This window comes from Hoylesella enoeca JCM 12259, from assembly GCF_000613405.1.
In the GTDB taxonomy this organism is placed as follows: Bacteria; Bacteroidota; Bacteroidia; order Bacteroidales; family Bacteroidaceae; genus Prevotella; species Prevotella enoeca.
This window is the reverse complement of record NZ_BAIX01000008.1, coordinates 72,949-85,306: the sequence shown is the minus strand read 5'-3', so window position 1 is coordinate 85,306 and position 12,358 is coordinate 72,949. Positions and strand designations below refer to the sequence as shown.

The following is a 12,358-nucleotide window of genomic DNA, read 5'->3' as shown; positions in this document are numbered from 1 at the left end:
AGACGCATGCCCTTCTTCAGATAGAGAGAAATACCTGTCAAGCAGACCGCCCTTTTCATTTGTGCCAACCAACTCTTCTTCAGTCATGCGGACAATCCTTATCTGCTCGGTATCGTTGATGATGCGCTCAAACTGGTCCACTGCTTCCATGAACTTCATCACTTCATCCTTGTTGGTGATTTCCTTGGGCAGCAGGTGTCCACGGCAGAGCGAAGAGAAGTTGCTCTGCTGTGCCATACGCTGCTTGTTCGTCTTGGTAAGGAAGAGATAGACTGAGTGGTGGAGATAGGGACGCTCGTTGAAGTGCCGTTCAGATGCACGGGCAAGGAAGCTCAGTCCGCCATCGGAGAGTTTTCCTTGATAGTCCTCCTTAATGAACCAGTCCTGCTTGTGTACGATGCTGTAATTGGGTAGCACTTTTATAGCCTTGTGCCAAGCCGAGTGCATCGCCTCGTATTCGGCAGAGGTGACGGTAAAGAGTTCGGGTAGTTCCACACGGAAAGCCACCGTGATGTCAGCGTCCTTGCTCACCATACACCCCTGCTCTACGGAGAGCAGTGGGAACTTCGACTCTAAGGTTGTTATCTTGCTATTGTTTCTCATTTCTTCGCTTTCTTTGGTTGAAGGTTACGGATAAGGTGGCAGACCGTACGGCGGTTTACAAGGTAGCGTGGGTGAATACGCACTGCCCCCTGCTTCATCAGCCCATACTGCCCGTACTTGCGGTTCATGGCGAACGTTTGCCACACCACTATGGTGGCACCCGGCACGCCTATGACAAGACAGGTAATTTGGCTGACTCCACAGAGATAGAGAATAACCACAAGAATAAAGACTGCCAGCAACCCTCCTGCAAAGAGGAAGAGGTACTGCGCCTTCAAGCCCTTGAACTCCACCGTCCGACCTACACCTTTATTGATTTCCCAATTAGCCATCTTTTACAGGAAGAAACTTCTCAAGATTGTGGCAGCCACAATGAGAAAGATACACGCACCGAACCAAGAGGCTGCGGTCTTGCTCGTATCGGGGTCACCACTTGAGAACTTGTTGTACACTTTTATTCCTCCAATCAGACCTACCACGGCTCCGATGGCATAGATAAGCTTTGTTCCGGGATCAAAATAGCTTGTTACCATCTTTGTGGCTTCATTGATACCCGCCATGCCGTTGCCTTGTGCGTATGCTCCTATGGCTGTAGCCGTCAGCAGGAACAGCATTGTGATTTTCTTTTTGTTGTTCATTGTTCTTTTTATTTTATGTTGTTAAATGAATTATTTTCTTTTAGATAGAGGTGGTAAGGGGTGACTCGGTTTTATCGTATGACTGATATTGGTTGATTGTTTTACTTTTGAGCCACCCCTGCATTCCTCCAAAATATGAAAATCAAGAAACCATTTTTACAGATAATAGGACAGCGGTTTGTCGTCAGCATCGCCAACCGCTGTGTCAGATATGCCAGAAACAGGAGGTGTTGGGTTTTGTGATGAAAGCATTGCTGGTTGAGCACTCTGTTCTTCCTTTTCTTCCGCCTTACGGATTTTCTCCAATAGCAAGGCTTGTTCACCCAGCATCTTGGCGATGTTTTCTTTGTACTTATCCAACAGGTCTGAGTCTTGAAGCTGCAGAACGGTCTCTTTGACTTCTTCCTCATTAGCCTCCTCACTGTTCTTTGCCCACTTTTGCAGGCGGACTAAGTCACGTGCGAGGACGGACTGCTCCGAAATTTCGGCTTCGCCCGATGTGGACTCGATGGATAGGTTTAATTCCTCACGGACAATCTCATCTTCGTCCACTCTCTCCATCTCGAAATCAACGTCCATTTCGTTGTCCTCTTTCATTTCTTCCTCCTTTTCGGAGTTCTGCGGTGCAAAATTATTATTATTCTGCTTTGAATTTTCAGATGATGAAACAGAGGGAATTTGTGGGATAATCGGGGAAGTGGAACGGCTTTTTCCAATCAGTACAAACTCGGCTTGCTCTATTGTTCCTTTTCCTTTCTGTCCGTCTTTTTTCTTCGTTGCTCCTTTCTTCTTGCTATCTTCATCGCTCTTTCCGTTTTTCTTGATAATGAAGTCATACGGAGATACATACCGCATATAGAAATACAGGATACCAAGCATCATCCAAATGATGATGAGTACCAATATAAAACTGAAAAGTATTGTTTCCATCATAGTGTTATTGTTGTCTTACGTCTTTGCTTTGCTGCTGCATTATTGAGAAGTTCCTGATGTTCCCGCAGATGCTCCCGGAGGATATTATCAATATAGGAAGCAATAGATACCCTTTCTCCTAAGTCTTGTAGCACATTGCGCAGGTTCTGTAATGTCTCCAAATTGATGGAGAAAGCCGTCCGCATTTGCGAACGTACGGGATGAAAGTATAGGGAACGGTATTCCTCTATGGAAAGGGACGACATGCCAGACTTTTCTATTCTCGGTTTTCTTTCTCTTTTCGGTTCCGTGTTCCCGATTTCCTCTCCTCCAGTTTCGTCTGTTCGTTCTTCTTTTGCCGTCTTCATTTCTTCCGAACTTTTGTCTTCCTCTCGTGATGTTGCGAGGGAAGGCTCGGTGTCCTCGGATGGATCGAAGGGGTTGGGGACCGTGACAGGTTTCACCACTACATTGTCCTCTGCCATTTTCTTCAGCTTCTTTTCCAGTTGCTGCTTTCTTTCCTCAATCGTTGCCATGTTCTGTTTTTGTTTTTAGTTTGAGACGTTGAATTATCTCGGAGACGAGTTCATCCAGCCCCGTGCCCGTTCGTAATCCCCTTGCAGGAGGCTGATAGGTAGAACGGAACACGCCTCGTAGCCCGTATGTGGAAAGTTCGTGGGAGAAACGGTGTGTGGCATATACATAGCCGGGCAGGAGTGTGAGTTCGTGTCCTTGGATAAGTTTTGTGTATTCGTCAATGATGACGTTCCTTACCCTTCTGTCCACCTTGTTCCAGAACAGGATAATGTCCTTTATCCGTGAGTCGGACATAGAAACACCAATATCCGTGATGGTCTTGGCGTATGCCATACAAGAGACGAGTGACTGTATGTCGGCTTCAAGTGGAGATAGGATATAGTCCATCTGAAGGGACAGTTCCATCAGCTCCGTTGTTCCTGCATGACCGGGAAAGTCGAACACAACCAACTGGTACTTCTCATTGCTGATAGCGTCAATCTTACTTTGTGCTGCCTTGACGGCTTCCTTGGGGCTGGACTTGTAAATTCTGTATGCCTTTTTGCCGAGGTGCTGAAAGAATGCCTGCATGGACTTGGAAAGTTCCTCGCTTCCCTGAATGACACTTTTCTCACGTTCTCTCAGCTTGTAAAAGGAATCCTGCGACAGGTCGCAGTCCACCACGAAGAGGTTGATGCCCTGTTCGTAGTACAATATGCTGCTTACGATTTCGGCAAGCGTGCTTTTTCCGACTCCTCCCTTTTGCGAGGAGAACCCCAGAAAGATGGGGCGTTGTTGTTTGTTCTCCATAATGATAATTTCTTAGTTCATATTACTTGTCTATTTGATGTTTGGATGTGCTCTCATTCTTGAGAAGTATCAGCAGACAGTTTGTTCTGGCTGCGTATGGTTCGTGCGATAGTCTGAAAGGACGATTTATAGTTCTTGCTATCTGTTGTACTGACAATAGTTTGTCATGACAACAAATTGTCATGAATATGTTTCGTTTCTTCTTTGCATCTTTGGTGCAAGCCAATGGTAATACGATGTGTCTTTTGCTTGTGTCGTCATACCATAGTTCGCTCGTTTTGACTGCAAAATAAATGATATTTTGGCTGATTATATGACACCGATGAAGTGCAGGGAAATGCAAGGAAAAAGAGTGAATATCACTGATAATGAGATATTTGAAAATCCGCCGTAACTTTGCAGGCGAGAATAATACATGGAGGTAATATCCCGAAGCAGACGCCCCCAAAGGGTGGATACTTCAATCGTATCATTTCTTGATACCGGCAAGGTGTGTCTTTGTAACACAAACTTACAGTTGTACCACAAAGACCCTTGCCTCGGTGCGAGGGAGATAATCACTCCAAAGTCGTAATTAGAAGACCAAATGAATATGAATAAAGACACAGAACATCGTTCAGAACGAAAAAAGGTGGAAAAGCCACGCTGGGATAACTGGCATGTACGTCTTCCCAATCTCAAAGACCAGCAAAAAGCGATTGACTTGTTTCAGCGTTCAGGAGCAGAAACGAAGTCGGATTTTGTGCGTGGGCGTATTCTTGGAGAGAGTTTTAAGGTCATCACGGTGGATAAATCCGCCGTGGAATATTACCGGAAACTCTCGGAATTGACGGCACAAATCCATAAAATTGGAGTGCTATATAATCAAACTGTTCGTGCCATCAACAGTTATCATTCGGTCAAGACAGCACAAATCCTGCTTAAAAAATTGGAGAAACTGTCGACTCAAATCATAGCCTTACAGGAGCAGGCTATCAATCTAACCATAGACTACCGCAAAAGATGATAGCGAAGATTTCTGCCACAGAAAATCTCGGAGGGGCACTTGTATAACTTCAAAAAGGTGGAGAAAGGGGAAGCGAGCATTCTTCTTGCTGCTGAGTTGTATCAAGACAAGGAAGGTAATTATACGATGGAGGAAGTGTTTGCTGATATGGAGCTCTGATACCGAAGAAATGCCGAACGAAGAAAACGGTGTTCCATTGCTCGCTCAATCCGCATCCGGACGAGAAGCTATCTGATGAGCAACTCACGCAGATTGCGAAGGAGTACATGGAGGCACTTGGCTATGGCAAGCAACCCTACATCGTTTTTAAGCATAATGACATTGCCCGTGAACATATCCACATCGTTTCGCTTCGGGTGGATAGCCAAGGCAGAAAAATCAATGACAGGTATGAGGGCAGGCGAAGCAAAAAGATTACTGATGCTCTGGAAAAGAAATATAACCTCATTCCAAGTTCAAAGGTCAGTGAGAGAACAACAACAGAAACACCAAAGTTCAATGTTGTGCAAGGGAATATCAAGGAACAGGTGGCTAACACCGTACATTCTGCTATGAAGCATTATACCTTCTGTTCCTTAGGTGAACTGAATGCCATTCTGAGTAAATACAACCTTGCGGTAGAGGAGGTAAAGATCGAGTATCGGGGCAAGCGATATGATGGGTTGGTCTATGCGCTTACCGATGATAAGGGAAATAAGGTGAGCACACCCATTCACGCCTCGGACATCGGTCGTGGTGTGGGGTATGCTACTATCCAGAACAAGATGCAAAAATCGAAAGAGGCGGTTAAGTCATTGATACCAGCCGTCAGAAGAAAGGTATTAGAAGTAATGCGTACTTCTCCCCAAACGGAGGAAAGACTTCGACAAAGATTGGAGGAACAAGGCTTGCGTGTTATAATCCGCAAGAATGAGGGTGGACGCATCTATGGTATTACATTCATTGATGATGAAAAAGGCATTGCGCTCAATGGTTCTCGATTGGGTAAAGGATATGCCGCCAATAAGTTTAACGAGTACTTCTCTAACCCAGAGAAAAATCCATTCTCGGATGAAACGCTTTATGGTAATCCGTCCGTTAGCCATGAACAGATAAATAACATGCGGTTATTACAACAAGACGCAGAGGAAGGCGACAACCTTGTTGATGAACTTATCGACGATATGGTGGGAGAATCCTTCTCTTCATCGGGTAACGATGATTGGAAAGAAGCGGCATGGCAACGCAAACTCCGAAAACAAAGTAAGGTAAAACTTAGACGCAGGAAGCGATAATGGCACCATTCAAATGGTATTCAAAGATTTTTCAAATAGTATTCAAACGATATTCTAACAACAATAAAATAGCATTATGGCACAAGAAGACGATTTAAGAGCATTAGGTAAAGTCATAGACTTTATGCGGGGAATTTCGGTGATATTCCTCCTTATTAACTGTTATTGGTTCTGCTACGAGGCGTTTCAGTCGTGGCACTTCACGCTTGGTATCATTGACAAGATACTCATGAATTTTCAACGTACTACGGGATTGTTTTCATCTATCTTATGGACGAAACTCTTTTGTGTGGTATTCCTCGCTTTATCGTGTTTAGGCACAAAAGGCGTGAAGGAGGAGAAAATCACATGGCCAAAGATTTGGACGGTGCTTTTCGCAGGTTTTGTGTTTTTCTTCCTGAATTGGTGGCTATTGGCATTGCCTATTGGTAAGATGGGGGCAGCTTCGCTCTATATCTTTACACTCTCTGTGGGCTATATCTGTCTGCTGATGGCAGGTGTGTGGATGAGCCGACTGCTCAAAAACAACTTGATGGACGACGTGTTCAATACGGAGAACGAGAGTTTTATGCAGGAAACAAGGCTGATGGAAAATGAATACTCGGTCAATCTTCCTACACGCTTCTATTATAAGAAAAGGTGGAACAAAGGCTGGATTAACGTGGTCAATCCGTTTCGTGCCTCAATGGTACTCGGCACACCGGGTTCGGGTAAGTCATACGCCATTGTGAATAACTACATCAAACAGCAGATTGAGAAAGGCTTTGCCATGTATATCTACGACTACAAGTTCCCCGATTTGTCGGAGATTGCCTACAATCACCTGCTTCATCATTTAGATGCTTATAAAGTCAAACCACAATTCTATGTGATAAACTTCGACGACCCACGCAGGAGCCATCGCTGTAATCCCATCAATCCTGCCTTTATGACAGATATATCGGATGCTTACGAGAGTGCCTACACCATCATGCTCAACCTCAACCGCTCGTGGATACAGAAGCAGGGAGATTTTTTCGTCGAATCACCGATTATCTTGCTTGCCGCCATTATCTGGTTTCTGAAGATATATGAGAACGGCAAGTATTGCACCTTTCCCCATGCCATCGAATTCCTGAACCGTCCGTACGCACAGATATTTCCGATACTTACTTCCTACGATGAGCTTGCCAACTACCTTTCTCCCTTTATGGATGCTTGGGAGGGCGGAGCGCAAGACCAGTTGCAGGGACAAATTGCCAGTGCCAAGATACCGCTTTCACGTATGATTTCGCCGGCTCTCTATTGGGTAATGACAGGTGATGATTTCTCGCTCGACATCAATAATCCCAACGAGCCGAAGGTGTTGGTCGTGGGAAATAATCCCGACCGCCAGAATATCTACTCAGCAGCACTCGGACTTTACAACAGCCGTATCGTGAAACTCATCAACAAGAAAAAGCAACTCAAATCATCTGTGATTATCGACGAGTTGCCGACCATCTATTTCCGTGGGCTTGACAACCTCATTGCCACAGCCCGTAGTAACAAGGTTGCCGTGTGTCTGGGCTTTCAAGACTTCTCGCAGCTTACCCGCGATTATGGGGATAAGGAAAGCAAGGTGATACAAAACACAGTGGGCAATGTGTTCAGTGGGCAAGTGGTAGGTGAAACTGCCAAGACTCTCTCCGAACGCTTCGGCAAGGTGCTTCAACAACGGCAGTCTATGACAATCAACCGTAATGATAAATCCACCTCTATCTCGACCCAGATGGATAGTCTTATCCCTGCATCGAAAATCAGCAACCTCACACAGGGTATGTTCGTAGGTGCAGTGTCCGACAACTTTGACGAACGCATTGACCAAAAGATTTTCCATGCTGAAATAGTGGTGGATAGTGCTAAAGTCTCTGCCGAAATGAAGCAATACCAGTCCATTCCTGAAATCAATGCGTTTCAAAACGAAGATGGCTCCGATAATCTCAAAGAGACTATCGAAGCCAACTATAAATGTGTTAAGCGAGAAATAATTGTTTTGATTGAAAAAGAAATAAAAAGGATAAAAGAAGATCCTTCTCTTTGTCATCTTATAAAAGAATGAGATGCAATGTCTTTATGTCATTCAAAAACTATATTTCATCTTTGCCCATATTTCAGAATTTCTGTCATACATTTGAAACTTGCCTTTGTCGGCATGGAAGTAATCATAGCCGGCGGTGAGTTCGATTTGGTCGTTCAAGGCATAGGATGCAGAGAAGCGGTTGAAAACGCCGCCATTGGTTACGTCAATATAGGCGAATGTTGAAAGTTTCAGCATATTCCGCAGCAGTTCTTTCGATATTCTTGCCGTGGCAAGGCCGGCATTACGATAAACGGAAAGACCGTCAAGGTTCCCCGCCGTATATTTGTGGCAGTATTGTGCACTGAAGTTCCAATCGTTGCCCGGATACCAGTCCACACCGGCAAGGATATTGTACGTATTTCGGCATACTACGTCTTTTCCCACACCTCTGCTTTGCGCTTCATCGAAATAGCAAGCAGCCTCGCCGCGAAGGACAATCTGTCCGACAGGCAGAGAGCAGTCGGCTCCGAGCATCGTCATCCGGCGGTATTCCCCTTTGGCTAAAAGCGACTTTCCATCGTCGGACACAGCAAGGGAAAGAGCAGGCATCTTGTTCCACGTCCGCAGGGCACTCAGAGAAAAATCAATCCCGCTGAGATTGGTCGTTATCCGCCCGCCGTACTCCATATTCCGAAGTCTTTTCTCCGGTTTGCCACTTTCCAAATCTATGGTATAGGGAAGAGGGGCTGACGGCAGAGTCAGTGCCCACGGATTGCATCGGTCGGTGGGAAGGATGAAGAAATCCGCCACGGGATTACATATCGCCTCGAATGTTACCGAATGCCACGTGTATCTTGCATGCAAGGCATTGACGGGCATACGGATGTCATCGTAGTCCTGCGCAAGGAACTCGGTATAGTCGAACGGCGACACGCAGTCCGTAACGCGCAATGCGTCTGCCACTCCCCATACCACAATCTGCCGCCCCACCCGAAGGTCAAGGTTTCCTTTGGTGTATGCAAGATATGCCTCACGCAGTTCCAGTCCCGTGCGGTCTTTCAGTACGCCGTTGTAGGTAGCGTTCATGGAAACAAAAAGGGAAGCTGCTCCTTTTTCAAGTTTCACCTCTCCGCGCGCTCGGGTTCTCGAAGCCATCCAGTCGTTCCTGCCTTCTGTCCTGACGGCATGGTATGTGTCGAGGAAGCCTTTTACCTGAACACGCAAGGCGTTGTCATCCGTTTCTTCCTCTTGCATATATTCCGTATCAGCAGAATCATTCTCCACCGTCAGCGTATCAATCTGGGCAAATGCCTGTGCCGAGAATATCGGCACAAGCAACAGCGTCCATAATCGCAGTATTTTCATGGTCAGAGTCCTTTTTCCAGTTTGGAGACAGTGAAGAGATTGGGCGCAACCTTGACGTTGAACCGCTGGTTGTCCATCTTGATGATGGTCTTATGCCCCGTCTGTACATTCTCCATCTGCATGAGGTGCATCGTCCAGAATCCCTGCACTTTATTTATATTCGAAATGGTAAGGCTGCGATGCAGTTTATTGAGCTTATCGTAGTATTCCGCCTTAATAACCATCAGACAGTCCTGCCTGATCCATGTGATGCGCTTTGAGTATATTTCTCCCTTGTCCTTAGGCACGGACTGCACCACCCAGCATTTGTGTCCGCTTACCACTTCCTCACGCAGCAGCGTGTGTGTTTCCTCGTCCACGCTGCGTGTACTCATGTCGTCGTATGTAAAATCGCTGCCCATGAAGTAATCGGTCTTCGATGACTTTCCACTAATGCGCCTTGTCTTTTTCATGGCAGGGAGATAGAGCCATTTGTCGTCTGTCTTGCCGGGATTGTCATAGTCCCAAGTGAGAAATCCCGTGCCCTTCACGTCGCCGGGATAGGTGAAGAACATGATTTTCTTTGTGTCCTTACCTTCGTCCATTGCCCACGATTCAATTTTTCGCACACGCTTATGCCCACTTTTTTGAATAAGTGTCATTTCCACGGTGGCATAGCGTGTATCGCCATCGGCACGGTTCTTTACCTTTTGCATAATGTCTCTTCCGGTGAGACCAGCTGCTTGTGCAACACTCATTGTCATCAAGGCAATAAGGGATAAAATAAAATGTCTTGTTTTCATTTTCTTTATATTTTATGATTGAATATTTTAACCTTACTTGTTTGTTTAACTATTTGTTTTTGAACCTTTTTCCTTTCCGAACACCCGCAAATATTTGAAAAGTATCGGCGTGAGGAACAAGTCTGCCAACAATGCCGACACCATACCTGCTACAGCCAGCAAGCCCCAGTTCTTCGTCTGCGTGGCGTCCGACGACATGAAGCCGGCAAATGTAGCCGAGATGATGACCGTTGACATCACGATGGCCAGTCCCTCCGTGCGGAAAGTCTTGCGGATAGCCATGTTATAGTCATTATAACGATTATGCGCCACATGGCAATGGTTGATGAAGTGGATGGTGTCATCGACGGCGATACCCAAAACCATAGGAATGAGCGAGGCTGTCATCATGTCGAGCGGATAGCCCAGCCAGCCCATCATGCCGCCTACGATGATGGCGGGGGCGATGTTGGGTATCATTCCCACCAGTCCCACCTTCCAACTTCTGAACAGGAGTATGAGTATCACGCCAATGACCAGCACCGAGAGCAGCATCGACCACATCTGTCCACGCTCCACATACTGCTGCATCACCGTAAACTGCGGTATATTGCCCACTACCGATACATGTGCGCCGGGGAAGAGCTTGCGTGCTTCGGTTTGGAGCAAATCCATTTCTTTTTCCGCCTCGTTGGAGTTGTAGCTCTTCAACTCGATTTGCAGGCGTAGCCGCTGATAGTCATAGTCCATCCAGTATTCCGACTCCGTACCTCCGGCATTCTCATAGAGCAGCAAGAGCTGAGCCACCATGTCGGCATTGTCGGGAATGCGATATTCCTTCAGATTGTTGCCGTTGAGCGTGCAGTTCATGTCTTTCACAATGTCCGTGACGGAATTGTGCCGCTTGGTGAGCGGGTAGCTTTCCGTGGTGGTTGCCAGTTGGTCGAGTTTTTTCAAGTTCTCGGGCTTCTTCGCGTCGTCGGCATGCGGCAGTGTAATCATCAGGTCGTAGGAGTACATGCTTCCTAATTCCGTGTCGCAGAGGTCGAGGAATTTCTTTACATATTCCACCTTCCGTCCCATAGTCTTCTCAATGTCGAATGCCGGCTCGATGGAGAACATGCCGATGCCGCAAAAAAGCGTGATGGCTACCGAGACAATGAATATCGGGCGGTGGCGACGCAGGATGAAACTACCAAACTGCTCAAACCGTCCGCCGACGTATCCTTCGAGACTCTTAGATACGTCTATGCTTGGCTTGCGGTCTTTTCCGAATGAGAGTATTACAGGGGTAACAATCAGACAGGTAATCAATACCGAAAGCAGGCACAGCGAGGTGTTCACGCCGATAGCCTGCATGGGGACTATCTTCATAGATAGGAAAGTCATCATAGCCGCTATGGTTGTCAATCCCGACAGCAAAACACCCCATCCGGTTTCGCCTACGGCATCGGTGATGGAAGCCTTGCGCCTGCCTGTTTCCACAAACCGCGTCTTGAAGAAGTTGTACAGATGGATGTTGTAGGCAATGGAACAGGCAAAGGCCAGTATGACCGCTATCATGGCGGTAGTCATATCTATATACAGTCCGGTCCAGCCTATCACACCAAAACTTATCAGAAGACCAAACACCGACGTGAGCAACGGGGCGATGACTCCCCGCAATGAACGGGTTACGACAATCATCACCACAATGGAAACAAGGAAAGCTATGAGGAACAGCCGCCCCATTTCATGTTTCAGATAAACCACTTTTTCGTAGCTCAGATAGGGCATTCCTGCGGCAGCAGGCGACAGCTTCGCGTATTTCGCCTTGCCGATGATGTGCCCGGCTTCCTTGCCCGTGAGCATATCCGGGGCAATATCGCTCGTTTTCTTCCATACGCTATCCTCCGGGAAGGGACGCAGCTTCACCATGATCCATGTCATCGTACCGTCCTTCGACACCAGTTTCTTTGAGAGATAGGGCTTGCTGTATGCCTTGCGTCTGATTTCCTTTAGCGAAGCCTCATCCGAAGGTATCTCGTCGGGCACTATCTGCTCGATGGTCATTCCCTCCTCAGTGCCGACGGTAAATTCAAGGTCGGTGAGCGATGTAACCTTGTCGGCATACGACAGGCTGTCCTTCAGCTCCTCGCTCAACTCACGGATAAGTGTCAGGCTGCGCTTGGAGAAGACGTCCTTGTTCTTCACTAATACCGCCACGTAGTAGTCGTTGCCGAAGATGGACTTGAACTCGTTTGTCTTGAGCAACATCGGGTCATCGCTCACGAAATAGTCGTCGAACGATGTTTTCATGACGATGCGCTTTGTACCCACGAACGAGAAAGCGATAAGCAGGGCAAACAGCCCCATTACCAACAGTCGGTGGCGTAATATCCACACCGCCAACTGCCTGAATTTTCTGTTGATGTTTTCGATTTTCATTGCTA

11 protein-coding genes and 1 pseudogene are annotated in these 12,358 nt (G+C 46.8%); 3 read left to right on the top strand and 9 right to left on the bottom strand.

Translation table 11 applies throughout. The annotated features are described in order from the left end of the window. From JCM12259_RS13815 to JCM12259_RS04445, 6 genes are all read right to left on the bottom strand, one after another. A partial coding sequence (locus JCM12259_RS13815; RefSeq protein WP_148299569.1) for a TraG family conjugative transposon ATPase occupies positions 1–603 on the bottom strand: 603 nt, incomplete at its 3' end. Next, a complete protein-coding gene (locus JCM12259_RS04465) occupies positions 600–935 on the bottom strand; it encodes a DUF4133 domain-containing protein (protein ID WP_025065567.1) in 336 nt (111 codons plus the stop codon). The genes JCM12259_RS04465 and JCM12259_RS13815, both read right to left, overlap by 4 nt. Positions 936–938: 3 nt before the next feature. Next, positions 939–1,241 (bottom strand): DUF4134 domain-containing protein, encoded by a 303-nt coding sequence (locus JCM12259_RS04460; RefSeq protein WP_004365152.1) that lies wholly within the window; start codon positions 1,239–1,241, stop codon positions 939–941. A gap of 156 nt (positions 1,242–1,397) precedes the next feature. Continuing rightward, positions 1,398–2,174 (bottom strand): hypothetical protein, encoded by a 777-nt coding sequence (locus JCM12259_RS04455; RefSeq protein ID WP_025065566.1) that lies wholly within the window; start codon positions 2,172–2,174, stop codon positions 1,398–1,400. After that, complete coding sequence (locus JCM12259_RS04450) at positions 2,171–2,689, bottom strand: DUF3408 domain-containing protein (RefSeq protein ID WP_025065565.1); 519 nt, start codon at positions 2,687–2,689, stop codon at positions 2,171–2,173. Before JCM12259_RS04450 ends, JCM12259_RS04455 begins: the two co-directional genes overlap by 4 nt. Beyond that, positions 2,676–3,479, bottom strand: coding sequence for a ParA family protein (locus tag JCM12259_RS04445; RefSeq protein WP_025065564.1), 804 nt, complete (start codon positions 3,477–3,479; stop codon positions 2,676–2,678). The genes JCM12259_RS04450 and JCM12259_RS04445 overlap by 14 nt, the downstream gene beginning before the upstream one ends. Positions 3,480–4,071: 592 nt before the next feature. On the opposite strand from JCM12259_RS04445, the gene JCM12259_RS04440 reads away from it, so the two are divergent. The 3 genes and pseudogenes from JCM12259_RS04440 (at position 4,072) to mobC (ending at position 7,839) form a co-directional block, all read left to right on the top strand. Further along, positions 4,072–4,485 carry a plasmid mobilization protein gene (locus tag JCM12259_RS04440; RefSeq protein ID WP_025065563.1) on the top strand — a complete coding sequence of 138 codons (414 nt, stop codon included), beginning with the start codon at positions 4,072–4,074 and terminating at the stop codon, positions 4,483–4,485. Then, positions 4,482–5,759: pseudogene (gene mobB, locus JCM12259_RS13810) on the top strand (conjugal transfer protein MobB). Before JCM12259_RS04440 ends, mobB begins: the two are co-directional and overlap by 4 nt. Positions 5,760–5,835: 76 nt before the next feature. Then, complete coding sequence (gene mobC, locus JCM12259_RS04430) at positions 5,836–7,839, top strand: conjugal transfer protein MobC (protein ID WP_025065562.1); 2,004 nt, start codon at positions 5,836–5,838, stop codon at positions 7,837–7,839. A gap of 21 nt (positions 7,840–7,860) precedes the next feature. Here mobC and JCM12259_RS04425 read toward each other — a convergent pair whose 3' ends face one another. Genes JCM12259_RS04425 through JCM12259_RS04415 form a run of 3 tightly spaced genes read right to left on the bottom strand, consistent with a single transcriptional unit; the run spans position 7,861 to position 12,353 of the window. Next, the gene (locus JCM12259_RS04425) at positions 7,861–9,165 is read right to left on the bottom strand and encodes a DUF1302 family protein (protein ID WP_025065561.1); all 1,305 of its coding nucleotides are present in this window, start codon (positions 9,163–9,165) and stop codon (positions 7,861–7,863) included. Between the two features lie 2 nt (positions 9,166–9,167). Next, positions 9,168–9,947, bottom strand: coding sequence for an outer membrane lipoprotein-sorting protein (locus JCM12259_RS04420; RefSeq protein WP_025065560.1), 780 nt, complete (start codon positions 9,945–9,947; stop codon positions 9,168–9,170). 45 nt (positions 9,948–9,992) lie between these two features. Next, positions 9,993–12,353, bottom strand: a complete 2,361-nt coding sequence (locus JCM12259_RS04415; RefSeq protein WP_025065559.1) for an efflux RND transporter permease subunit — start codon at positions 12,351–12,353, stop codon at positions 9,993–9,995. Positions 12,354–12,358: the final 5 nt, after the last annotated feature.